Below are 23,723 nucleotides of genomic sequence, written 5' to 3'. Positions count from 1 at the left end.
ACAACTCACTCACCATTAACGCGATCAACGCGACGCGAAGACCGCCACCGTCCGCGCGGGCACGGTGAAGGTGCCGGAACTCCGTTCGTAGGACGACCCCTTGACCGTAGGGTCAGCTCCCTGGGCCTGGATCCGGTGCAGCCCGTACGGCCGCCCCGCGAGTTCCGCCACCCGCTGACTCCCCGTCGCCGGGGTCGCGTTGAACACGACCACCAGTCCGCCGAGCCGCATGGTGATGACCCCCGGTGTCTCGTCGGGCCCGGACAGCGGGAAGGACAGCGCGGACTGGACCGCGTCCGTAGAGGTGAGGCTGAAGGCCCGCTCCGTGGTGCGGATCCGCAGCAGGTCCCGGTACGCGGCGGACGCCCCGGTGATCTCGGGGCAGCCGACCGTGAGCGCCGGGGCCGTCAACAGGGGTGTCGCGTAAGGCCACTTGTCCTGGTTGTCGGCGGCCGGTGGCAGACCCCGTCCGAAGCCGTTGCCGTCCAGGCAGTTCCAGTGGATCGCGTTGAACCAGTCACCGCTGTCGTACGAGTTGCGGTCGAGCGACTTGGAACGCAGCAGGTCCGTACCGGCCTGGGAGAGCGACGGCCCCTGCGAGAGGGTGGCGGTGGCGAGGGCGAGTACCTGCATACGGGAACGGTCGGCGGCCGTCGCCGTCGGCGGCAGTTTGAAGGCGAGCGCGTCGTACAGCGACTCGTTGTCGTGCGCGTCCGCGTAGGCGAGCGCGTCGCCGGGAGCCGCCGCGTAACCGGCCGGTGCGCCGTTGTAGTCGACCTCCGAGCCCCGGACCGTACGCCCGGCGGTGTCGGTGAAGGAGTAGCCGGCGAGGCTGCCGGTCAGCCCCACCTTGATCAGGTCCTGGTAGTGCAGCAGCCGGGCCCTCTGCTCGGCCGGAGTGCCGTTGGCGGAAGTGGAGTTGGGGTCGGTGTAGAGGCCGGAGGCGAAGCCCTGGACGCCCGGATCGGCGTCGAAGGGACCGCCACCGCGCACCGCGTCGCGGGCCCGGTCGGAGAAGGTCGCGATACCGGTACCGGCCATGTTCCGCTGGGTGGCCTGGACGAAGCGGGCGTCGTCGGCGATCTCGCCGAAGTTCCACCCCTCGCCGTAGAGGACGATCTTCTTGCCGTCGACACCGTCCTCGGCGAGGGTCAGCGCGTCCAGCGCCTTCCGTACAGCGAGGATGTTGGCCTTCGGATGGTGGCCCATCAGGTCGAAGCGGAAGCCGTCGACCTTGTACTCCCGCGCCCAGGTGACGATCGAGTCGACCACGAGCTTGCCCATCATCGCGTTCTCGGGCGCGGTGTCGGCGCAGCAGGTGGAGGTGTCGACGGAGCCGTCCGCCCGCAGCCGCTGGTAGTAGCCGGGCACGATCCGGTCGAGGACGGACTTCTCGTCCTGGCCGGAGGCCACGGTGTGGTTGTAGACCACGTCCATGACGGTGCGCAGCCCGGCGCCGTTGAGCGCGCGCACCATCTGCCGGAACTCGACCGTACGGCGCGTCCCCTCCGGGTCGGAGGCGTACGAACCCTCGGGCACGGTGTAGTGGAGCGGGTCGTACCCCCAGTTGTACGCGTCCTTCGCGGCGGTCCTCGCGACGCAGGCCTGCTGCTCGGCCGAGTCGGGTGCGTACACGCTCAAGTCGCAGGCCGGCGTGGCCTGTTCGGAGGCGCGCTCGGGGATGGTGCCGATGTCGAAGGCCGGCAGGAGATGGACGTACGAGGTGCCGGAGGCGGCGAGTCGCCGCAGATGGCTCATGCCGTCGGAGCCGGTGTCCGTGAAGGCCAGGTACGTGCCGGGGTGGCGGGAGGTGGGGTCAGCGACGGAGAAGTCGCGGATGTGCAGCTCCTGGATCTGCGCGTCGCGCAGCGGTACGGCGGCGGGCTTGCGCAGGGTGGACCAGCCCTTGGGCGCCAGCGCGGGGTCGGCCAGGTCCACGACGAGGCTGCGCGCCGAGTCCGTGGTGAGGGCCGTGGAGTACGGGTCGGTGACCTTGTTGGTGACGGTCTCGCGGACGCTGGGCGCCCAGACCGTCACGGCGTACCGGTACGGCTTGCCCGCCCAGCTCTCCGGGCCGCTCACCGACCAGACGCCGGAGGCGGCGTCGCGCGCCATGGGGACGGTACGGCCGTCGAGTTCGAGGGAGACGGTACGGGCGGTGGGCGCCCAGAGGGAGAGGGTCGGGCGGCCGTGCGCGAACACCGGGCCGAGCGACGCCTTGACCGCCCGCGCGCTGTACAGATCGTCGAGGACGCCCTGCGTCTGTACGCCGGTCGTGGCGAGCAGTGTGCCGTCGGCGGCCCGCTGGGTGACGGCCAGCTGCCCGCGCAGTGATTCACGGACCCGCGAGTGGTCCCGTACATCCGTAGCAAAGGCCGGATAGTCCTTGAGATGCGGGTACTTCGCCTTCTGCGCGTCGGTGAGCGCGGACGGTACGAGGGGCAGCCGGCCGCCTTCGTACTCCACCCACTGGGTGGTCGCGGCACTCGCCACCACCTTCCAGACGACGGTGTCCGCGTCGATCCACTGGGCCTCGGACGTGACGGGTGCGGACGCGGACACCGTTTCAGGCGCGGACGCGCTCGATGCCTCGGGCGCGGACGCGGGCTCGGTGGCAGCGGCCGAAGGCGCCGGCGTCGCACACAGCAGGACGGCAAGGACGGCGGTCGTGGCTCGTGGCCGGATCGGGCGTATCACGCGGGATCCTCGGACAGTCGCGGTGAGGTGGCAGAGGCCGCCGAACAGGTACGGGCGCTCGCGTGCAGAGCGACCGCCGTGTTCGAGCCGAGTGTGGCCGTGAACTGGCCCGAACCGTTCACCGTCACCGCCTTGCCGGTCTGCACGTCGCAGTAGACACCGCCGGGCAGCGACGTCTGGAACGTACGGGTCAGCGCGGAGCTCTCGTGGTTGATGGCCACATAACCCTTGGAGCCCCGGCCGAAGGCGATCTGGTCGGCGCCGTTGTCCCACCAATTGGTGACGGCCTCGCCCCGGGTGGCGTTCCGGAAGCCGACCATGGACGAGATCTCGCGCCAGGCGTGCTGGCACTTCCAGCCGTCGCTGTAACAGGCGTTGACCGTACCGCCGTTGGGCGGGCCCGCGTCCCGGTCGGTGAACTCGTACCCGGAGTGCACGTCGGGCGAGCCGTACGGCCAGGCCAGCATGAAGACGTTGGCGAGTGTGTAGTTCGCGCCGTCCTTGTAGCTGAGAGTGTCGCCGCCGCGCTCGGTGTCGTGGTTGTCGACGAAGACGGCGGACTTGCCCGACTCCATGTAGCCCCAGCCCTCGCCGTAGTTCTTCAGGTAGGCGAGGTTCTCGTTGTTGAAGACCCGCTTCAGGTCGCGGGCGTACCGGAACTCCTGGACGTCGCCGGTGCCGAGGTACTCGCTCGGCGACACGGCCTCACCCGCGCCGTAGATGGCCTCCTGCTTCCAGTAGGCACCCGGACTGCTCAGCCTGCTCTTGATGTTGGCGAGGTCGCCGGCCGGCATGTGTTTGGCCGCGTCGATCCGGAAGCCGTCGACGCCGAGGGAGAGCAGGTCGTTCAGGTACGACGCGATCCGGCCGCGTACGTAGTCCTCGCCGGTGTCCAGATCGGCGAGGCCGACCAGTTCGCAGTTCTGGACGTTGGCACGGTCGTTGTAGTTGTTGATCGACGACCGGCAGTCGTCCATGTCGGCGCCCGAGTAGATGCCGGGGTAGGTGTACTTGGTGTACGAGGAGCCGCCGGTGCCGGTGCCGTCCCCGGCCGCCATGTGGTTGATGACGCTGTCGGCGACGACCTTGACGCCCGCCGAGTGGCAGGCGCTGATCATGTTCGAGAAGGCGGCGCGGTCACCGAGCCGCCCGGCGATCCTGTAGCTGACGGGCTGGTACGAGGTCCACCACTGGCCGCCCTGGATGTGCTCCTGGGGCGGCGAGACCTGCACGTAGCCGTAACCGGCCGGGCCGAGGGTGTCCTTGCACGCCTTGGCTATGGAGTCGAACCTCCACTCGAACAGCACGGCGGTGACGTCTTTGCTGCCGGGCGGCGCCGCCTGTGCGGTCCCGGCGGGAACCGTGAGGGCGGCGGCGCCGGCCACGAGGGCGAGAGCGGCTGCCAGGGATCTGCGAGCCATGATTCCTCCAACAACGCTGGTGGGGGATGTGCGGGTGTACGGCGGTACGGGTGGCGCTGTGCCTCGGAAACGTGCTGTGCCTCGGAAATGTCAGGACGTCTGTTCCGTACGGACCCCGGCGGTGGAGCCGCGTACGACGGGCCCGGCGGTGGAGCCGCGTACGACGAGCCCGGACGGGAAGACGAAGACGATGCCGCCGCCTCCCACGCCCGCGCCCATGTCCTCCGGTAGGTGGGTCGTCAGCCCGTCCACCACGCGGTGGTGTCGGCGGGCAGTACGGCCTCCGCGCCGTCGGTCGTCACGGGCGCGCTCGCCAGCAGCAGCGCGCCGCGCGCAGGGATCCGTACCGCCCTGCCCGTCGTGTTGACCGTGCAGACGAAGCCGGGCCGGGCGAACACCAGCACCCCCTCGGGCGCGTCCAGCCACTCCACCGCGCTGCCCGCGCCCAGCCCCGGGTGCTCCGCGCGCACCCTCAGCGCCGTCCGGTACAGCTCCAGGGTGGAGCCGGGGTCGCCGGTCTGCGCCTCGACACTCAGCGCGCCCCAGCTGTCCGGCTGCGGAAGCCAGCTGCCGCCGCTGCCGAAACCGTACGAACTCCCTTTCCGCGCCCAGGGGATGGGCACCCGGCAGCCGTCGCGGAAGCCGTCCTGGCCGTCCGCGCGGAAGTACGACGGGTCCTGCCGGGCCTCGTCGGGCAGGTCGGTGACGTCGGGCAGACCGAGTTCCTCGCCCTGGTAGATGTACGCGGAGCCCGGCAGCGCCAGCATCAGCAGCGTCGCCGCGCGGGCCCGCCGCAGACCGAGCTCCCGGTCCCCGGCCTCCCGGGTCTGGGTGCCGCAGCCGGGCGGCCCCGCGAACCGGGTGGCGTGCCGGGTCACGTCGTGGTTGGACAGCACCCAGGTGGCGGGGGCGCCGACGGGGCGCATCGCGGCCAGCGAGACCTCGATGACCTCGCGCAGCGCCGGCCCGTCCCACGAGGTGCTCAGATACTGGAAGTTGAAGGCCTGGTGCAGTTCGTCGGGGCGCACGTAGTGTGCCGTGCGCTCGACGGTCGGGGTCCAGGCCTCGGCGACGGCGATCCGGTCCCCCGGGTACTCGTCGAGGATCGTGCGCCACTGCCGGTAGATCGCGTGCACACCGTCCTGGTCGAAGAACGGTGTGGCGCCGTCGCCGCCGCCGAGCAGCCTGACCTGTCCCGCCGGGCCGAGGTCGGGCAGTCCCGGCGCCTTGACCAGGCCGTGCGCGACATCGACGCGGAAGCCGTCCACGCCCATGTCCAGCCAGAAGCGCAGGATCGAGCGGAACTCGTCGGCGACGGCCGGGTGGTCCCAGTTGAAGTCGGGCTGCTCGGGGGCGAAGAGATGCAGGTACCAGTCGCCGGGGGTGCCGTCCGGGTCGGTGGTCCTGGTCCAGGCGGGGCCGCCGAAGATGGACTCCCAGTCGTTGGGCGGGAGTTCGCCGTCGGCGCCCTGTCCGGGCCGGAAGTGGTAGCGCTCGCGCAGCGCGGATCCCGGGCCTTCCCGCAGCGCCCGCTTGAACCACTCGTGTTCCTCGGACGAGTGGTTGGGCACCAGGTCCACGATGATGCGCAGGCCGAGTTCGTGGGCGTCACGGATCAGCGCGTCGGCGTCCAGGAGCGTGCCGAACATCGGGTCGATGGCACGGTAGTCGGCCACGTCGTAGCCCGCGTCGGCCTGCGGGGAGGCGTAGAACGGGCTGAGCCAGACGGCGTCGACGCCCAGGTCCCTGAGGTACGGGAGCCGGCGGCGCACTCCGTCGAGATCGCCCATTCCGTCGCCGTCGCCGTCGGCGAAACTGCGCGGATAGACCTGGTAGATCACCGCGTCCTGCCACCAGCCCGAACGGGGGTGGCCCGGGGCGTCGTCGTACGTGGCCGGGGCGCCTTCGGGCGTGCCCGGGGCGTCGTCGTACGTGCCGGTGAGAGGGGCAGCGAGGTGCTGGGTCATGTCGTCCCTGGAGTGTCTGGGTGCGGGAAGCGGAGCCGGGCCCGGTGGGTCCTGGCCTCCGCCGTCGTCATCGCCGTCGTCATCGGCGTCGTCATCGGCGTGGTCGTCGCCGTGGTCGTCAGCGTGGTCATCGCCGTGGTCATCGGCGTCGTACGAACTCGGTGGTACGGGCAAGAGCCGCTCAGCCTTTAGGGGTTCTGGTGGAATGGGAGGACTAGGGTCTTTCGTTTGGATCAGGCCGGATCAGGGAGCGGGGTCTGGTGCCGTGGATCGCAAGGCGGAGGAGTGAGGCGACGCGGAGCGTCGTGGAGTGACGACAACGCGGCGAGGCGCGGTGCCAGGGCACGCGAGCCCGGCAAGATCCAAACGAGAGGCCCTAACCCTTGACGGCACCGGCGGACATGCCGGTGACCAGATGGCGCTGGGCGAAGAGGAACACGAGCGCGGCGGGGATGGCGATGAGCACGGACGCGGCGGTCATCGGGCCCCACTGGGCGCCGTACTGGTTGACGAATTTCTGGAGCCCGCCGGCGAGCGTGAGGTTCTCGTCGCCGACCATGAAGGCGGAGGCGTACGCGACTTCGCCCCAGGCGGTGATGAACGAGTAGAACGCGGTCACCGCGAGCCCCGGCTTGGCGAGCGGCAGGATCAGCCGGAAGAAGGTGCCGAACGGTGTCAGCCCGTCCACCATGCCGGACTCGTCGATCTCCCGGGGGATGGTGTCGAAGAACCCCTTCATCATCCAGGCGCAGAACGGCACGGCGATCGTGAGGTACGTGATCACCAGTCCGGCGGACCGGTTGAGCAGCCCGAGGCCCGCCATGATGTTGTAGATCGGCACGATGAGGACGGCGACCGGGAACATCTGGGTGATGAGCAGCGTCCACATCAGCCCGCGTTTTCCGGGGAAGCGGAAGCGGCTGACGGCGTAGCCGGTGGTGGCGGCCACGAACACCCCGAGCAGGGTGGTGAGACCCGCGATGAGCAGCGAGTTGCCGAACCAGGTGAGGAACGGGGTGTCGCGCAGGAGGTTGGTGTAGTTCTCGAACGTGGTGTCTTTGAAGAAGTCCGTGGTGGTCGCGTAGCTCGCGGGTTTGAGCGAGGTCAGGAAGACCCACAGCACCGGGAAGACCGCGATCAGGGACGCGACGACGAGCGTGCTGTGCAGCGCGACGGAGGCGAGCGGTGAACGGCGGCCACGGCGTGGGGTGTTGACCGTGGGCCGGCCGGTGGCGGTGTCGGTGGGAGCGGCCGTGTCGGGACCGGCGGTGGTGGCGGTCACCACGTACCTCCTTGCTGGGTGGTCACCACGTGTCTCCCTGCTGGCGGAGGACACGCCGGTAGACGGCGGCGAAGAGCATGAGGAGGACGAGGATCAGCACGCCCCAGGTGGAGGACTGGGCGAAGTCGCGCGGGCTGATCTCGAAGGAGAATTTGTACGCCTGGGTGACCAGGATCTGGGTGGCCTCGCCGGGTCCGCCGCGGGTCAGCAGGAAGATCACCGGGAACATGTTGAACGTCCAGATGGTGGAGAGCAGGATCACGGTCGTACTGACCGGGCGCAGCCCCGGCATGGTGATGTGGCGGAACCGCTGCCAGGCGCCCGCGCCGTCCATCTCGGCCGCTTCGTACATCTCGCCCGGGATGGACTGGAGTCCGCCGAGCAGCGCGACCATCATGAAGGGCACGCCGAGCCAGATGTTGACGGCGATGACCGAGAATTTCGCCCAGGTCGGGTCGTTGAGCCAGGGCACGGCGTCGATGCCGCCGCCCGCCAGCAGCTTGTTGAGGAAGCCGCGGTCCTCGTTGTAGAGGAAGCGCCAGGCGAAGACGGACACGAAGCCCGGTACGGCCCAGGGCAGGATCAGCAGCATCCGGTAGAAGGAGCGGCCGGCGATACGGCGGTTGAGGATGTTCGCCAGGGCCAGCCCCAGCCCGAAGGTCACACTGACGCAGAGAGCCGTCCACACCAGCGTCCAGCCGAGCGTGGACAGAAACTGACCACCCGTCAGGGCTTCGGTGTAGTTGTCGAGTCCGACGAACTCGTAGGTGGCGGGCAGGTGGTTGACGCCGATGCTGCGCTCGACGTTGCGTTCGTTGGCGTCGGTGAGCGAGAGGTAGACGCCGCGGACCAGCGGGTAGCCGATGATCACGCCGATCACGGCCACCACCGGGGCGACCATGGTCCAGGCGTACCAGTGGGTCGCCAGACCCCGCCGGAGCCGCTCGGACGCGCGGAGCGGGCCCGGCGGACCGCCGCTCGCCCCGCCCGTTGCTTTGCCCGTCGCTTCGCCAGTGCCGCGTCCCTGGCCTCGGGCGAGGTCGTCGCCCGCGGCCGGCGCCCCCGACTGGCCGGTGTGCACAGCCATCAGCCGCCCCGCCTTTCCGATCTTTCCGTTGCTTCCGCTACGTGCGTTACTGCCGTTACTTCCAGCCCTTGAGCAGCTTGCGGTACGAGTCGCCGGTCCCCTTGACACCCTTCTCCGGGGTGGTCTGGCCGGTGAGCACCTTGGTGTACTCGGTCACCAGCGGCGCGAACAGGCTGCCGGTCTCCGGGATCCAGGGCCGCTCGATGGCCTTGTCGACCACGGGCTTGAAGAAGCCGACGATCTCGTTGTCCGCGACGCCCGGCATGGAGTAGACGGAAGTGCGGGTCGGGAGCAGGCTCAACTCCTTGGCGGCGGTGGCCTGGCTCTCGGCGGACGTCATGTACTCGGTGAACGCGTAGGAGGCGTCGAGGTTCTTGGAGCCCGCGTACACCGCGAGGTTGTGACCGCCCTGCGGCGCGCCCTGTTCGACGGATCCGGCCGGTACGGGCGCGATGCCCAGGTTGGCCTTGTCGTTCTTGAACTGCGCCCCGGTGTACGTGTCGGCGACGGCCCACGGACCGTTGATCATCATCGCGACCTTGCCGTCCCGGAACGACGACTGCATGTTCTCCCAGCCGTCGGTGGCGTCGGTCTTGGCGGCACCGGAGTCGACCAGGTCCTTGACCACGGTCATGGCCTTGACGCCGGCCGCGTTGTCGACGGTGACGGTCTTGCTCTGGGCGTCGACCAGGTTGCCGCCCTCGCCGTACAGGAACGACAGGAACCAGTAGGCGTCGTCACCGCGCAGATACAGGCCGGTCTTCCCTGTCTTGTCCTTGATCTTCTTCGATACGGTCTTCAACTCGCCCACGGTCTTGGGGACTTCGACGCCCGCGTCCTTGAAGATCTTCTTGTTGTAGAAGATGCCCATGGAGTCGATGACCTGCGGCACGGCATAGGTCTTGTCGTTGTACTTGGTCGAGGCGGCGGCCTGCCCCAGGAAGTCCTTCTCGTTCGTGAGCGCGGGGGTGCCGTCCAGCGGCGCGAGGTAGCCGAGATCGGCGAATTCGGGGGTCCAGGCGACCTCGGAGCGAATCACGTCGGGGGCGCCGGAGCCGGACTGCGCGGCGTTCTTGAACTTGTTCTGGGCCTCGCCGAAGGGCACGTTCACATAGCTGACCTTGACCTTCGGGTGCTTCTTCGTGAAGCCCTCGGCGAGCTTCTTGAAGACCTTGTCCTCGCTGCCGACGGTCGAGGTGTCCCACCACGTGACCGTGCCGGAGAGCTCGCCGCCCGAGCTCTTGCCGCCGCCTGACTCGTCGTCACTGCCGCAGGCGGTCGCCGCGAGGGCCAGGATCGCGGCCAGGGCGGTGGCCGTTATGCCACGTCGCATCCGAACTCCTTCAACTGCCGTACCGCTCCGTCGCGGCGCCGGGTCGGACGTGAAAGTAACAGCGATGCAAGATGGCCGAAAGACCTTGCGGAAGATTTCTGCAAGGATCGTGGATCGTTACCGCCGCGTGTCCCGTCGATTACGGTTCACACTCCAGCCGTACGGCCAAGTCGGCCCCCAAGTTGACGCCGAGGCCGACGTCCAGGGCCGGACAGTGCGGGTGGACGCCGTATGCACCCCGTACGCGACCCGGTGGCGAGGCGAGCAGGAAGGTTTCGCAAGATCTTGCAAAAGCTTGCACCGGAAGGGCCCCCCGCGCGGTGTGCAATCCGACAGACGCCCGGTACAGTCCACTCCCATGACCGCACGGCTTGCCGATATCGCAACTCAGGCGGGGGTCAGCGAAGCGACGGTCAGCCGCGTTCTGAACGGCAAACCGGGGGTTGCGACGACCACCCGCGAGTCCGTACTCGCCGCGCTCGACGTCCTCGGCTACGAACGCCCCGTACGGCTCCGCCGCCGCAGCGCCGGACTGGTCGGCCTGATCACCCCGGAGCTGGACAACCCCATCTTCCCGGCCCTGGCCCAGGTCATCGGCCAGGCACTGACCCGGCAGGGCTACACCCCCGTACTGGCGACGCAGACCCCCGGCGGATCGACGGAGGACGAGCTGACGGAGATGCTCGTCGAACGGGACGTCTCCGGGATCATCTTCGTCTCCGGCCTGCACGCGGACACGTCCGCGGACATGCGGCGGTACGAGAAACTGCGCGCCCAGGGCGTGCCGTTCGTGCTGGTGGACGGCTTCTCGCCGAAGGTCCAGGCACCCTTCATCTCACCCGACGACCGCGCGGCCATGAGGCTCGCGGTGACCCATCTGGTCTCACTGGGCCACCAGCGGATCGGCCTGGCCGTCGGCCCCAAGCGCTTCGTTCCCGTACTCCGCAAGATCGAGGGCTTCCGTGCCACGGTGACGGAGCTGCTGGGCCTGCCGCCGGAGGAGACCGAGGAACTGATCCAGCAGTCGCTGTTCACCCTGGAGGGCGGCCAGGCCGCGGCCTCCGCGCTGATAGAACGCGGCTGTACGGCGGTGGTGTGCGCGAGCGACATGATGGCGCTCGGCGCGATCAGGGCCGCGCGCAGGTCGGGCCTGGAGGTGCCGCGCGACCTGTCGGTGGTCGGCTTCGACGACTCACCCCTCATAGCGTTCACGGACCCGCCCCTGACGACGATCCGCAAGCCGGTGCCGTCGATGGGCCAGGCAGCGGTCCGCACACTTCTGGAGGAAATCGGCGGCACACCCGCGCCGCACAGCGAGTTCGTCTTCATGCCGGAGCTGGTGGTACGAGGTTCAACCGCTTCGGGGCCATCTCAGGGCCAGACCCCCTGACCGCTCCCCTGATCGACCCCCGGACCACCCCTCGGCCCCCCTCGGCCCCCCTCGGCCCCCAGGAATATCAGGGTCGCGGAGTCGTCCCTGAGGCGTAGCGAATGCGGGAGGAACCCGTCGCTGGGATGATCGGCCAGGAGACGGAAATCTGGCAGACTCTCGCACTATGGGTGAATCTACCGTGAAGATGCAGGCAGGCCGGACGGCCCCCCCGTCACCCTTCGCCGACGAGGCGGCAATGGTGACGGATGCGCACACGGAGGAACGCGGGGACGCGCACATCGACACGGATACGGCTGCGGGTACGACCGCCGGGCCCACTCACACGACGGACACGGCCGGCGCCACTGTTGACGCGCCCGTCGAACCCACCCAGCCCGTCACGGACACCCCCACCTGGCTGAGCAGACTCCAGTCCCTCAGATCACCCCGCCGCCCGCGTATCTGGTTCGAGATCCTGCTGATCGCGGTGAGCTACTGGACGTACTCCCTCATCCGCAACGCGGTCCCGGAGCAGAAGACCAAAGCCCTGGAGAACGCCGACTGGATCTGGCGGATGGAACACCATCTGGGCATCGCGGTCGAGCAGTCCGTCAACCACGCGCTGAATTCGGTGACATGGCTGATCGTGGGCATGAACTACTACTACGCGACACTGCACTTCATCGTCACGATCGGCGTCCTGATCTGGCTCTTCCGCCGCCACCCCGGCCGCTACGCCGCCGCGCGTCTGGTGCTCTTCGCGACCACGGCGGTGGCCCTGGTCGGCTACTACTTCTATCCCCTGGCACCGCCACGCCTGATGACCGGGGGGCATTTCATCGACACGGTGGTCCACCACCAGACCTGGGGCTCGATGGCCTCGGGCAACCTCAAGAGCATGTCGAACCAGTACGCGGCCATGCCGTCGATGCACATCGGCTGGTCGCTCTGGTGCGGCCTCATCATCTTCGCGCTGGCCAAGGCCCCTTGGGCAAAGATCCTCGGCCTGCTCTACCCGGCGGCCACCCTGCTGGTCATCGTCGCCACCGCGAACCACTTCTGGCTGGACGCGGTGGGCGGCATGATCTGCCTGACCTTCGGCTTCGCGGTCTCGTACGCCTGGTACGGAGCCCTGCCACACCGCTTGCCGCGCCGGGTCGAACGCCCGGAACCGACCGCCCGAGTCATCGCCTCTCCCGCATCCGATAAGGGCTGCTCTCGTTGAACCAGCCATGAAAAAGATGATGACCGTCATGTCATTCGTAGTGACCTTCAGTGCTGTGGCCGCGGGAACAGCAGTCGCGGACGGCAACGGGACCGCGCAGGGACTCACGCTCGTCAGCATCGGGCAGATCGACGATCCGATGGAAGACGTGCTGGAACATTTCGCTGTCTTCGGAGGCTCGGACATCCAGAACTAGGGCCTGCCCGCGCAGCCGGGGCGGTGGTGCCCCGCTCTCCACGAGTGAACAGCGGCGAGCGGGAGTCGAGGTCAGCGGCGGGGCCTCACGAGTACCAACCCCAAGCTGTCGGCCGGGTGCTCGGCCAGGGGGACCAGGCGGCGCGAGGTGCAGCAGGACCGGCAGGCACGTATGGTCCGCCCGGGGCCGCTCGCCGAGTGGACGACGCCGACAACGGTGAGAGCGTCCTGGACGTGGCCGCAGTAGTCACACGGGAGCGCCGGGTTGGGGGCGGCGGGCCGGATGCTGTTCACGGCCGGGCCGTCCGTACCGCTTCGCGCAGCCGTGTGCCGACAGTGCACGTGGAGGGTGTAGCGGTGGTGGCCGTGGCGCACGCAGTGCACTCCTCGGCATGCTCCAGGACCGCGATGTACGCCGCCGAATGCTCCCGCCCCTCGCACCGTTCACGGCCGACGTGCAGCAGTTCGGCCACCGCCGCCGGCGAGCACAGCCGGTCGATCCGCTCGACGGCGACGGCCCAGTACGGGTCCACCGACGCGGGCTCCGTACGGTCCACTCTCGGGACACCGAGCCACCCGCCCCGGCCACGCACGGCGGCACACGGGGACATCCAGATCTCACACGTCCCAGCGGGTACCAGCGCGTAAAACCACGCGCCCGGGTGACACACCACAGGACCGTCGAGCACCTCCGCCAGGGCACGAGCGACCTCGACCGGGACGGTGCTCCGGACAGCGGCGTGCACCAGTTGCATGGGCATGCGGACGGCGTCGTACAGAATGCCCGTCCGAAGGATGGCCGGGCGGCCCTCCGCCCAGTCCTGTTCGGCGATTTCGGGATGGCGGGTGGTGGACGTCAACCACCGCGCAATGGCTGTATCGGCACGTACTGCATCGGGTAGCTCGGACATCGGCCCCTCAATCCATAGCTGTGATCTGCACCACTGACGCTACGCACTGAGGGGTGACGGATGGGCTACAGAACGTAGCCCTTTTCGCTAGACGACACCCAGCCGGATACCCAACTCGGCCACGGCACCCCGTTTCTGAGTGCGGATCATCGTTCCCACGGTCTCCCGGACACCCGCGTGCATCCGGGTCGCCTGCGGGGCCAGGCGCTCCGCCGTGAGGAACGCGCCGAGAGCTTCCTCCCGCTGCCCGTTGTAGTAGTGGGCGCGGCCCACATCGATGAAGTGATGCGAGCGTCGCTCGGGTGAGTACTGCTCCGGCAGCTTGACCTTCTCCGCGCGCTCTACCGCCAGGCGCCCCTTCCCCATCTCGACCGGCAGGGACACGCCCCAGATCGCCAAGTTCGTCGGGCCGAAGTGCAGTTGGAAGTCGTTCCGGTCCTCGCCGAGCTGTTCCGCCGTCCTGCCCGCGCGCTTCCACTGCTGCTCTGCCGACTTGCCGTCCGCCGCGCGGGCGTAGTTGAGAGAGGCCTTCAGCTCGAACGCTCCCTTCAGCGAGACGGCCTCGGGCCCGGGGCTCTTGATTCTGCCGAGTTCGGTGAGCGCGCCATCGATGATGGAGCCGGCCTCCTCGTGCTCACCGATGGACAGGAACTCCCCGGCGTCGTACCAGTGCGTAGCCAGGATGCGCAACGGATCGTCTGTCTCCCGCGCGGACCAGACCACACGTTCGGTGGCGAGTGTCGCGTCGCTGACGTGCCCGAGCTTGTACAGGTACTGCATCGCGCATTCGTATGCCGAGGTGAGCAGCCCGAAAGCCGTTCGCCGGTCGTCGCCCTCGCACACCTCGGCAGCCACCTGGAGATCGCGGAGTAGCGCGGGCAGGGTTCCGCTGGCCTTCGAGAACGATGCGGCGGACCGCTGTTGGTTGGCCTCGGCGGTCCGCTTGCGCAGGTCCAGGAGGTCAACCTCGCCGACCTCCAACTCGGTTGGGCGGGCGGGGCGTCCATGGCGCAGAATCGCACGGCGTACGGCGGCCACGCCCGCGACGGCCTCCTGCCCTTCGTGGTCACTCTGTGGCGGGACGACCGGTCCACCGGTGATCTCGGTGGGGTGGCAGCCGAGAGCCCGGCAGAGGGTGAGGATCACGGCAGGGCGGTCGAGTGAACGGCGGCCCTGCTCAAAGGCTTTCACCGCGGCGAGGGAGTACCCGGTCTCGGTGGCGAGGTGCTGTTGTGTCCAACGACGGCGCATACGCAGGCGGGACAGCCGCTGTCCGTTGCTGTCCGCGCCCCCCTGGATATCGCTGTAGTGGGGCATATCGGCTCCATTCCTGGCGTCCACTAGGGAATGTACCCCTGTCGCACGGCCGGGCTACGTGGAAGAACCTTGCGGATCTGTGACCGTGAGGCCCTTGATCGAACTGGATGACGACGATCCCGGCCCCTGGACGTACCCGGCCCTTCTGAGAGGATCCGGACATGCAGATGACGTCCGGCCCGACCGACTACCAGGAACTCCTGCACACCGCGATGGCCGCGGCGGAAAGAACCGCAGGCCAGGGACGCGTCGCCGACTACATACCGGCGCTCGCCACGGCGGATCCGAACGCGTTCGGCATGGCCCTCGCGACGGTCGACGGTGATCTGCACGGCGTCGGCGACTGGGAACAGTCGTTCTCCGTCCAGAGCGTGTCCAAGCTGTTCAGCCTCGCGCTGGTCCTCACGCACCGCGAGCACCAGCTCTGGCGTGGTGTGGGGCGCGAGCCGTCCGGCAACCCGTTCAATTCGCTGGTTCAGCTGGAGAAGGAGAACGGCATCCCGCGCAACCCGTTCATAAACGCCGGCGCGCTCGTGGTCACCGACCGGCTCCAGAGCCTGACCGGTGACGCCGCCGGGGCCGTGCGCGACTTCCTCCGTCAGGAGTCCGGCAATCCGTTGCTCGACACGGATCCGGTGGTGGCCGCGTCGGAGGCCGAGCACGGTCACCGCAACGCCGCGCTCGCCCACTTCATCGCCAGCCACGGCAATCTGGAGAACCCGGTCGAGACCGTCCTGGACCGCTACTACGCGCAGTGCTCCATCGCCGCGAGCTGCCGCGATCTCGCCCTGGCCGGGCGCTTCCTGGCCCGGCACGGGCTGCGCGCAGACGGGTCCCGGCTGATGCCGGGCAGCGACGCCAAGAGGATCAACGCCGTTCTGCTCACCTGCGGGGCCTACGACGCGGCGGGCGAGTTCGCCTTCCGGGTCGGGCTGCCCGGCAAGAGCGGGGTGGGCGGCGGCATCGTGGCCATCCTGCCCGGCCGCGCCGCGGTGTGCGCGTGGGGTCCGAGTCTCGACAAGGTCGGGAACTCCGTCGCGGCGGTCGCCGCGCTGGACGCGTTCACCACGGCCTCCGGCTGGTCGGTGTTCTGACCGTTCTGACCGCACGTCGTCCCCGTAAGCGCGGGGCCCGTAAGCACGAGGGCTCCCCGTAAGCGCGGGGACGACGTCACGCCCCGTCACACCGCCCCGTAGAACAGCTCCTCCATCACCGCCCGCGCCCGCCGCGTCGTCCGCCGGTAGTCGTCCAGCATGTCGCCCACGTGGCCCGGCCCGTAGCCCAAGTACCGTCCCATCGCGCCCAGTTCGCGCCCGTCCGACGGGAAGGTGTCGCCCGGCCTGCCCCGTACCAGCATCGCGCCGTTGCGGACCCGGGTCGCCAGGACCCAGGCCTCGTCCAGGATCTGGGCGTCCTCCGTGGAGATCAGGCCCGCCGACCGGGCCGCCGCCAGGGCCACGCGGGTGCCGGGGGTGCGCAGGCCCGGTTCGGCCCAGCCGTGCCGCATCTGGAGCAGCTGAACCGTCCACTCGACGTCGGAGAGGCCGCCGCGGCCCAGCTTGGTGTGGAGGGTCGGGTCGGCGCCGCGTGGCAGGCGTTCCGTTTCCATCCGGGCCTTGAGGCGGCGGATTTCGCGTACCGCGTCCTCGCCCAGGCCCTCGGCCGGATACCGCAGCCGGTCGATCAGTTCGATGAAGCGCCGGCCCAGGTCCGCGTCGCCCGCCATCGGTACCGCGCGCAGCAGCGCCTGGCTCTCCCAGACCAGCGACCAGCGCCGGTAGTACGCCGCGTAGGAGGCGAGTGTGCGTACCACCGGGCCGCTCTTGCCCTCCGGCCGCAGGTCCGCGTCGATCATCAACGGCGGCTCGGAGGTGGGTACTTGGAGGAGCCGCCGCATCTCGGCGACCACCTCGTTCGCGGCGCGTGCCGCTTCCTGGTCGGTGACGCCGTCACGCGGCTCGTGGACGAAGAGCACGTCCGCGTCGGAGCCGTAACCCAGTTCGTGGCCGCCGAACCGGCCCATGCCGATGACCGCGAACCGGGTCGGCAGTGTGTCGCCGTAGCGCTCGCCCACGACGGCCCGCAGGGCTCCGGCGAGTGTCGCGGCGTTCAGGTCGGTGAGGGCGTTCCCGACGCGGTCGACCAGCGCCCCGGGGTCCTCCTCGGCGGGGCTCTCCTCCGTACCGTACGAGCCGATCAGGTCCGCCGCCGTCGTACGGAACAGCTCCCGCCTGCGCACCCCGCGCGCCACGGCGACCGCGCCCGTCGCGGTGTCCGCGCGTCCGACGGCCGCGAGGATCTCCTGTTCCAGGTGGTCGCGGCCGCGCGGGGCGAGTCCGCCCCGGTCGCCGAGGATCGAGACGGCCTCGGGGGCGCGCAGCAGCAGGTCGGGGGCGAAGCGTCCGGCCGACAGCACGCGCGCCAGGTTCTCGGCCGCCGCGCCCTCGTCGCGCAGCAGCCGTAGGTACCACGGCGTCTTGCCGAGCGCGTCGGACACCTTGCGGAAGCCGAGCAGCCCGGCATCGGGGTCGGCCGAGTCGGCGAACCAGCCGAGCAGCACCGGCAGCAGCGTCCGCTGGATCGCCGCCTTGCGGCTCACCCCGGACGACAGCGCCTCCAGATGCCGCAACGCCGCTGCCGGGTCGGCGTATCCGAGTGCTTCGAGCCGCTGCTTGGCCGCCTTCGGGCTGAGCCGGATCTCTCCGGGGGCGAGTTGCGCGACCGCGTCGAGCAGCGGCCGGTAGAAGAGCTTCTCGTGCAGTCGCCGGACCACCGAAGCGTGCCGCCGCCAGGCCCTGTTGAGCTCGGCGACCGGGTCGCCCCGCAGCCCGAGCGAGCGGCCCAGGCGGCGCAGGTCGGCCTCGTCCTCCGGTACCAGATGGGTGCGCCGCAGCCGGTAGAGCTGGATACGGTGCTCCATCGCGCGCAGGAAGCGGTACGACTCGTCCAGCTGCTTGGCGTCCTGCCGGCCCACATAACCGCCCGCCGCGAGGGCGTTCAGGGCTTCGAGGGTGGAGCTGCCGCGCAGCGAGGCATCGCTGCGACCATGCACCAACTGGAGGAGCTGTACGGCGAATTCGACGTCCCGCAGCCCGCCGGGACCGAGCTTCAGCTCGCGCTCGACCTGCCCAGGGGGGATGTTGTCGACGACCCGGCGGCGCATCTTCTGTACGTCGGGGACGAAGTGTTCGCGCTCGGCGACCTGCCATACGAGCGGTGAGACGGCGTCGATGTACTCGGCGCCGAGCGCCGGGTCCCCGGCCACCGCGCGGGCCTTGAGCAGGGCCTGGAACTCCCAGGTCTTGGCCCAGCGTTGGTAGTACGCGAGGTGGCTGCTCAGTGTCCGTACGAGCGGCCCGTTGCGCCCTTCGGGGCGAAGGTTGGCGTCCACGGGCCAGATGCTGCCCTCTATGGTCGTCTCGGAGCAGATCCGCATGAGATGGGACGCGAGGCGGGTCGCGGCCTGGATGGCCTTGCCTTCGCCGCCGTTGTTTCCTCCGTTAGCGCCGTTGGCTTCTGCTCCCCCACCGCCCGGTGCGTCCGCCGCTTCTCCGACGAAGATCACGTCCACGTCCGAGACATAGTTCAGCTCGTGGCCGCCGCACTTGCCCATCGCGATCACCGCGAGCCGGCACGCGGCGGCGTCCTCGGGCGCGGCGGCCTTGGCGATCGCGAGGGCGGCGCGCAGGGTCGCGGTCGCCAGGTCGGCCAGCTCGGCGGCGGTCTGGGCGAGGTCGGCCGTACCGCAGACGTCCCTGGCCGCGATGGCCAGCAGGCAGCGGCGGTAGGCGATCCGCAGCGAGACCGGATCGTCGGCATCGGCCAGACCCTCCTCGAACTCCTCCACCCCCGGGTGCAGATCGGACAGCTCGTACGTGACCAGGGCGTGCCAGTCCTCGGGGTGCCTGGCCAGATGATCACCGAGCGCCTCGGACGCGCCGAGCACACCGAGCAGCCGGTCCCGCAGCGGCTTCGCCGTGACCAGGGTGTCCAGCAGGACCATCCGCTCGTCGGGCTCCTGCGACTCCACGAGGCGGACCAGACCGCGCAGGGCGAGATCGGGATCGGCGGTCGCTCCGAGCGCGTCGAGCAGCAGCGAGTCGGACCGTACGGTCGTCATCTCGGGAGCCTTGAGCAGCCGCTCGGCGGCGGAGGGGTCGGTGAAGCCGTGCCGCAGCAGCCGGATGTGCGTACTGCTCCTGCGTCCCGACACCGTCATCTGGCCGTCTCCTGTCCACGTCCCCGACCGGCCGGAGAACCATCCGGCCCGGTCATGCCCAACCAACCTGCCGCGCCCGCCGGTCCGGTCTTGCCCACCGTCTGTCATGGCCACTCGATCATGCCCAGGATTCGAGCCTAGTCCCAGGTCTTCGAGGTCACTCCTTGACTGTACGGCCGCGCGGGGCACTGATCAGGGGCGCGGGGATCGGGGTGCAAAAGGATCCGGGCCGGCGGTACGAAGCCCCGCCGGCCCGGATCACGTACTGCCGCGTCCTTACAGCACCGGGAGGTTCTTCTTCAGCTCGAAGGCCGTGACCTCGCTGCGGTACTCCTCCCACTCCTGCTTCTTGTTGCGGAGGAAGAAGTCGAAGACGTGCTCGCCCAGCGTCTCGGCGACCAGTTCGCTGCGCTCCATCAGGGCGATCGCCTCGCCCAGGTTCTGGGGGAGCGGCTCGATGCCCATCGCGCGGCGCTCCGCGTCGGAGAGGGCCCAGACGTCGTCGTCGGCGCCGGCCGGGAGTTCGTACCCCTCCTCCACGCCCTTGAGGCCCGCGGCGAGCAGCACCGCGTACGTCAGGTAGGGGTTGGCGCCGGAGTCGATCGAGCGGACCTCGACCCGGGCGGAGCCGGTCTTGCCGGGCTTGTACATCGGGACGCGGATCAGCGCCGAGCGGTTGTTGTGGCCCCAGCAGATGTACGAGGGTGCCTCGCCGCCCGAGCCCGCGATACGGGTCGAGCCGCCCCAGATGCGCTTGTACGAGTTGACCCACTGGTTGGTGACGGCCGCGATCTCGGCCGCGTGCTTCAGCAGACCGGCGATGAACGAGCGCCCCACCTTGGAGAGTTGGTACTCGGCACCCGACTCGTAGAAGGCGTTGCGGTCTCCCTCGAAGAGGGAGAGGTGGGTGTGCATGCCCGAGCCCGGGTACTCCGAGAACGGCTTCGGCATGAAGGTCGCCTGCACGCCCTGCTCCAGCGCGACCTGCTTCATGACCAGGCGGAACGTCATGATGTTGTCGGCGGTGGAGAGCGCGTCCGCGTACCGGAGGTCGATCTCCTGCTGTCCGGGGGCGCCCTCGTGGTGGCTGAACTCCACCGAGATGCCCATGGACTCCAGCATCGTGATCGCCTGGCGCCGGAAGTCCATGCCGACGTTCTGCGGGGTGTGATCGAAGTAACCCGAGCTGTCGGCGGGGGTCGGGCGGGTGCCGTCGACCGGCTTGTCCTTCAGCAGGAAGAACTCGATCTCGGGGTGGGTGTAGAAGGTGAAGCCCAGGTCCGAGGTCTTGGCGAGGATCCGCTTCAGGACATAGCGCGGGTCCGCGAAGGACGGCGAACCGTCGGGCATCAGGATGTCGCAGAACATCCGGGCCGTGCCGGGTGCCTCCGCGCGCCAGGGCAGGATCTGGAAGGTCGCCGGGTCGGGCTTGGCGATCATGTCGGACTCGTAGACGCGGGCGAAGCCCTCGATCGCGGAGCCGTCGAAGCCCATGCCCTCGTCGAAGGCCTGTTCCAGCTCCGCGGGGGCGACGGCGACCGACTTCAGGAAGCCGAGCACGTCGGTGAACCAGAGACGCACGAAGCGAATGTCGCGCTCCTCGAGCGTGCGGAGCACGAATTCCTGCTGCTTATCCATTTCCACCCATCCTTGCTGGTCAGGCCACCTGCTCCCGTGCCGCGGGGCATGTTGCGGCATCCGAGCATCCCACCACACGATTTCCGGCGCGTTGCGAACCCTCGTACAACGCTCCGCGTCATGTGTGTGTACGGGCTCACTGCCCATAGTGCCTGGAATATCTGTAGATCCGCTGCCCGGGTCACCGGCGATCGCCATCCCCGGCGCTGAAGATCGTTTCCGGCCCCGGCCAGCCTACGGCGTCAGAAGCGGCGGCTTGCGCGGCGGGCTGCCCGGGAACGGGGCGGCGGGCAGCGGGCACCCTCGCGCGGAGTCAGTTGGTGCCGTGGCGGGCGTGGGTGTCCGACCAGCCCAGCGGGTACGGCTCCGAGTCGTCCCCCGGATGCGCGGGCTCCCCGCCCGCCTCCGTGAACGCGGTCAGCGCGCTGACCAGGGCCGAACGCTGTTCGGGGGTGAGCCGCTCGACGATCGCGGAGATCTCGCGGTGGCGGACGGCGCTGACCTCGTCGACCAGCGTCCGGCCGTCGGCGGTCAGCCGCAGCATCGTCTCGCGGCGATTGTCGGGGTTGCTCTGCCGGGTCGCCAGGCCCGCGGCGATCAGCCGGTCCAGCATGCGCATGGCCGTCGAGGGATTCACACCGAGCCGCTCGGCGACCTCCACCAGCTTGGCGTCACCGTGGGTGGCGAGGACGACCAGGAGGCGGAACTGCGGCAGGGTGACCCGTTCCGCCACGGCCGCGAGGGAACGGGCGGACACGTCGACCAGCAGCCGCGAGGCGGTCAGTACGGCGTGGGCCACGGCATCGACGCCGGCCGCACCCTTCGAGGACGAAGGCGGCGCAGCCGGACTCGGCGGTACGGATACGGGTGGGTGCGGCGGCTCTGTCTGCTCGGCCATGCCTCTTTGTACCGCGCCGATGACCGATTCATGCCGTATCGGAGACCACGTCGGAGACCATGGACAGCCTGGTTCCGACTGGATCCGATCGCTGAACCGGCTCCTCACTGCTGCGACCGGGGGTGTACGCATTACGATTTGCGCCCATGGGGGGACCGCGGCCCAGTCATATACGCATCACGCGTCCCACGGCGCTGCTGAGTGCCGTGGCGACGCTGTTCGCCGCGCTCTTCATCTGTCTGACACCGGGCGCCGCCGATCCGGCCGAGGCTCACCACCGCGACGCCTCCCCGAACCGCGACGCCTCCCCGACCGCGCGGGCGGAAGGCACACAAGCCACGCAGAGCGCACGGGCCACATCGATGGCGACTCACGACGTACCGGTCCCGGCCGAGGCCCGCTACACCTGTCCGTACGAGAAGGACAACTGCGGGCTCTTCCCGCACCGCAGCCCGGCCGTGCTGACCGTGCCGCCGCCGACCGCCGCGCTCACCGGCGACGCAGCGCTTCCGCACCTCGAACCGCCGTACCCCACCGGCCAGGTGCCCCGCTCCGGAACGCTCGCCCGCGCGCCGGACCTCCACGTCCTTCAAGTGCTGCGGACGTAGGGCCTCTCGTTTGGATCTGGCCGGACCCACACCCGCACCGGGTTCCCGAATATCCCGACCGACCCCGCAGTTATCGCAGAAGGACACACACTCATGGCTTCCAAGACCCAGTCCGCCGAGCGCAAGGCCCGAATAGAAGAGATGCGCCGCGCCGAGCGGGCCCGCGAGCGGCGCAGTCGCATCATCACGATCTCGGCGAGCGCCCTGGTGGTCGCGGCCCTCATCGGCTCCGGCGTCTACCTCCTCAACAAGGAGTCCGACAAGAAGGAGGCCCGGGAGGCGGCGGCCAAGGCTCCCGTCAAGGACGAGAAGTCCTGGGACGCGAAGAAGCTGGGCCGTAACCACGTCACCGAGACGGTCTCGTACCCGATGACACCGCCCGTGGGCGGCGACCACAACCAGGTCTGGATGAACTGCGACGGGGACGTCTACAAGGAAGAGATCCCGAAGGTGAACGCGGTCCACTCGCTGGAGCACGGCGCGGTCTGGGTCACGTACAACGACAAGGCCGGCGACGCCGATGTGAAGGCGCTCGGCGAGAAGGTCGGGAAGACCCCGTACTCGCTGATGAGCCCGTTGAAGGACCAGAAGGGCGCGCTCATGCTGAGCGCGTGGGGCAAGCAGATCACCGTGGACAGCGCCACCGACCCGCGCGTGGACCAGTTCTTCACGAAGTACGTGCAGGGCTCGCAGACCCCCGAGCCCGGCGCGGCCTGCACGGGCGGAATGGGCACGCAGTGAGCGCGGCGAGCGAGCCCGACGGGACGCCCGCAGGCGGGACGTCCGCAGGCGGGACGTCCGGCGGGTCGCGCCGGGTGACGCGTACGCAGTGGGCGGCGATCACGGCGGTGGTACTGGCGCTGCTCTTCACCGGTACGACGGCGGTGATCGCCGCCGGGCGGGACGACGACCCTGACGCGCCCCGTACCCCGTCGTCGGACTCGGCTGACGCGGGCTTCGCCCGTGACATGTCGGTCCACCATCAGCAGGCGGTCGAGATGTCCTTCATCGTGCGGGACAGCACGGACGACGAGGAGGTGCGCCGGCTGGCGTACGACATCGCCAACACCCAGGCGAACCAGCGCGGGATGATGCTGGGCTGGCTGGACATGTGGGGGCTGCCGAAGGTGGAGTCGGGCCGGGAGCCGATGGCCTGGATGACGGCGGACGCGGCGGATGCTTCGAATACAGCGGACACCGCGGACTCGGCGGGCATGGACCACGGCTCGATGGACGGCATGGAGATGGATCACGGGACGTCGGGGCACGAGGCCCATGACGGTTCCCTGATGCCGGGCATGGCCACGAAGACGGAGCTGGACCAGCTCCGCAAGGCCCGTGGCAAGCAGGCCGAGGTGCTCTATCTCCAGCTGATGACCGACCACCACAAGGGCGGTGTCTCGATGGCGCGGGGCTGCGTCCAGATGTGCGCGGACTCCACGGAGAAGGACCTCGCCGAGGGCATGGTCGCGGCGCAGCAGTCGGAGCTGGGCCTGATGGCGGACCTGCTGAAGGCCCGGGGCGCGAAGCCGCGCACCGGCTGAGGCCGAGGC

At 69.4% G+C, this 23,723-nt stretch carries 19 protein-coding genes and 1 pseudogene; 8 read left to right on the top strand and 12 right to left on the bottom strand.

Translation table 11 applies throughout. From position 1 onward, the window contains the following. Positions 1 to 24: 24 nt before the first annotated feature. The 4 genes and pseudogenes from pulA to ACIQD6_RS13220 form a co-directional block, all read right to left on the bottom strand. Positions 25 to 2,694 carry a pullulanase-type alpha-1,6-glucosidase gene (gene pulA / locus ACIQD6_RS13235; protein ID WP_401881733.1) on the bottom strand — a complete coding sequence of 890 codons (2,670 nt, stop codon included), beginning with the start codon at positions 2,692 to 2,694 and terminating at the stop codon, positions 25 to 27. Positions 2,695 to 2,717: 23 nt separating this feature from the next. Continuing rightward, positions 2,718 to 4,118: pseudogene (locus tag ACIQD6_RS13230) on the bottom strand (alpha-amylase family protein); the annotation flags it as partial. A gap of 90 nt (positions 4,119 to 4,208) precedes the next feature. Further along, positions 4,209 to 4,370: a hypothetical protein gene (locus ACIQD6_RS13225; RefSeq protein ID WP_401881448.1), complete on the bottom strand. Its 162-nt coding sequence runs from the start codon at positions 4,368 to 4,370 to the stop codon at positions 4,209 to 4,211. Then, positions 4,358 to 6,085, bottom strand: coding sequence for an alpha-amylase family glycosyl hydrolase (locus ACIQD6_RS13220; protein ID WP_401881446.1), 1,728 nt, complete (start codon positions 6,083 to 6,085; stop codon positions 4,358 to 4,360). The genes ACIQD6_RS13225 and ACIQD6_RS13220 overlap by 13 nt, the downstream gene beginning before the upstream one ends. 12 nt (positions 6,086 to 6,097) lie before the next feature. Between ACIQD6_RS13220 and ACIQD6_RS13215 the strand changes: the two genes are divergently transcribed. Beyond that, on the top strand, positions 6,098 to 6,277 hold the full coding sequence (locus ACIQD6_RS13215; RefSeq protein WP_401881444.1) for a hypothetical protein: 180 nt from the start codon (positions 6,098 to 6,100) through the stop codon (positions 6,275 to 6,277). A gap of 184 nt (positions 6,278 to 6,461) precedes the next feature. Here ACIQD6_RS13215 and ACIQD6_RS13210 read toward each other — a convergent pair whose 3' ends face one another. The 3 genes from ACIQD6_RS13210 to ACIQD6_RS13200 are packed head-to-tail and all read right to left on the bottom strand — an operon-like array spanning position 6,462 to position 9,787. After that, positions 6,462 to 7,367, bottom strand: a complete 906-nt coding sequence (locus ACIQD6_RS13210; protein WP_401881442.1) for a sugar ABC transporter permease — start codon at positions 7,365 to 7,367, stop codon at positions 6,462 to 6,464. A 22-nt stretch (positions 7,368 to 7,389) separates the two neighbouring features. Beyond that, positions 7,390 to 8,454 (bottom strand): carbohydrate ABC transporter permease, encoded by a 1,065-nt coding sequence (locus ACIQD6_RS13205; protein ID WP_401881440.1) that lies wholly within the window; start codon positions 8,452 to 8,454, stop codon positions 7,390 to 7,392. 55 nt (positions 8,455 to 8,509) lie between these two features. After that, positions 8,510 to 9,787 carry an extracellular solute-binding protein gene (locus ACIQD6_RS13200; protein ID WP_401881438.1) on the bottom strand — a complete coding sequence of 426 codons (1,278 nt, stop codon included), beginning with the start codon at positions 9,785 to 9,787 and terminating at the stop codon, positions 8,510 to 8,512. Between the two features lie 358 nt (positions 9,788 to 10,145). Here ACIQD6_RS13200 and ACIQD6_RS13195 point away from each other — a divergent pair, with 358 nt between their 5' ends. The 3 genes from ACIQD6_RS13195 (at position 10,146) to ACIQD6_RS13185 (ending at position 12,580) form a co-directional block, all read left to right on the top strand. Beyond that, positions 10,146 to 11,177 carry a LacI family DNA-binding transcriptional regulator gene (locus ACIQD6_RS13195; protein ID WP_401881436.1) on the top strand — a complete coding sequence of 344 codons (1,032 nt, stop codon included), beginning with the start codon at positions 10,146 to 10,148 and terminating at the stop codon, positions 11,175 to 11,177. Between the two features lie 166 nt (positions 11,178 to 11,343). Next, positions 11,344 to 12,384, top strand: a complete 1,041-nt coding sequence (locus ACIQD6_RS13190; RefSeq protein WP_401881434.1) for a phosphatase PAP2 family protein — start codon at positions 11,344 to 11,346, stop codon at positions 12,382 to 12,384. 28 nt (positions 12,385 to 12,412) lie between these two features. Next, positions 12,413 to 12,580, top strand: a complete 168-nt coding sequence (locus ACIQD6_RS13185) for a hypothetical protein (RefSeq protein ID WP_401881433.1) — start codon at positions 12,413 to 12,415, stop codon at positions 12,578 to 12,580. A 289-nt stretch (positions 12,581 to 12,869) separates the two neighbouring features. Here ACIQD6_RS13185 and ACIQD6_RS13180 read toward each other — a convergent pair whose 3' ends face one another. Both ACIQD6_RS13180 and ACIQD6_RS13175 read right to left on the bottom strand, forming a co-directional pair. Continuing rightward, complete coding sequence (locus ACIQD6_RS13180) at positions 12,870 to 13,439, bottom strand: hypothetical protein (RefSeq protein WP_401881432.1); 570 nt, start codon at positions 13,437 to 13,439, stop codon at positions 12,870 to 12,872. 138 nt (positions 13,440 to 13,577) lie between these two features. After that, complete coding sequence (locus tag ACIQD6_RS13175) at positions 13,578 to 14,807, bottom strand: helix-turn-helix domain-containing protein (RefSeq protein WP_401881430.1); 1,230 nt, start codon at positions 14,805 to 14,807, stop codon at positions 13,578 to 13,580. 161 nt (positions 14,808 to 14,968) lie between these two features. Between ACIQD6_RS13175 and ACIQD6_RS13170 the strand changes: the two genes are divergently transcribed. Continuing rightward, on the top strand, positions 14,969 to 15,901 hold the full coding sequence (locus ACIQD6_RS13170; protein WP_401881428.1) for a glutaminase: 933 nt from the start codon (positions 14,969 to 14,971) through the stop codon (positions 15,899 to 15,901). A gap of 86 nt (positions 15,902 to 15,987) precedes the next feature. Here the strand turns inward: ACIQD6_RS13170 and ACIQD6_RS13165 are convergent, their stop codons facing one another. The 3 genes from ACIQD6_RS13165 to ACIQD6_RS13155 form a co-directional block, all read right to left on the bottom strand. Next, complete coding sequence (locus ACIQD6_RS13165; RefSeq protein WP_401881426.1) at positions 15,988 to 19,026, bottom strand: bifunctional [glutamine synthetase] adenylyltransferase/[glutamine synthetase]-adenylyl-L-tyrosine phosphorylase; 3,039 nt, start codon at positions 19,024 to 19,026, stop codon at positions 15,988 to 15,990. A 276-nt stretch (positions 19,027 to 19,302) separates the two neighbouring features. Beyond that, on the bottom strand, positions 19,303 to 20,664 hold the full coding sequence (locus ACIQD6_RS13160; RefSeq protein ID WP_401881424.1) for a glutamine synthetase family protein: 1,362 nt from the start codon (positions 20,662 to 20,664) through the stop codon (positions 19,303 to 19,305). A 313-nt stretch (positions 20,665 to 20,977) separates the two neighbouring features. Then, on the bottom strand, positions 20,978 to 21,562 hold the full coding sequence (locus tag ACIQD6_RS13155) for a MarR family winged helix-turn-helix transcriptional regulator (protein ID WP_401881422.1): 585 nt from the start codon (positions 21,560 to 21,562) through the stop codon (positions 20,978 to 20,980). 146 nt (positions 21,563 to 21,708) lie between these two features. On the opposite strand from ACIQD6_RS13155, the gene ACIQD6_RS13150 reads away from it, so the two are divergent. From ACIQD6_RS13150 to ACIQD6_RS13140, 3 genes are all read left to right on the top strand, one after another. Next, a complete protein-coding gene (locus ACIQD6_RS13150; RefSeq protein WP_401881420.1) occupies positions 21,709 to 22,170 on the top strand; it encodes a hypothetical protein in 462 nt (153 codons plus the stop codon). A 93-nt stretch (positions 22,171 to 22,263) separates the two neighbouring features. Continuing rightward, complete coding sequence (locus ACIQD6_RS13145) at positions 22,264 to 22,911, top strand: DUF3105 domain-containing protein (protein WP_401881419.1); 648 nt, start codon at positions 22,264 to 22,266, stop codon at positions 22,909 to 22,911. Positions 22,912 to 22,985: 74 nt separating this feature from the next. Then, positions 22,986 to 23,714, top strand: a complete 729-nt coding sequence (locus ACIQD6_RS13140; RefSeq protein ID WP_401881731.1) for a DUF305 domain-containing protein — start codon at positions 22,986 to 22,988, stop codon at positions 23,712 to 23,714. The last annotated feature ends 9 nt before the right edge of the window (positions 23,715 to 23,723 follow it).

Source organism: Streptomyces sp. NPDC088400, from assembly GCF_044753355.1.
Lineage (GTDB): Bacteria > Actinomycetota > Actinomycetes > Streptomycetales > Streptomycetaceae > Streptomyces.
The sequence above is the reverse complement of the archived record's forward strand: the minus strand, read 5'-3'. Positions and strand labels throughout refer to the sequence as shown.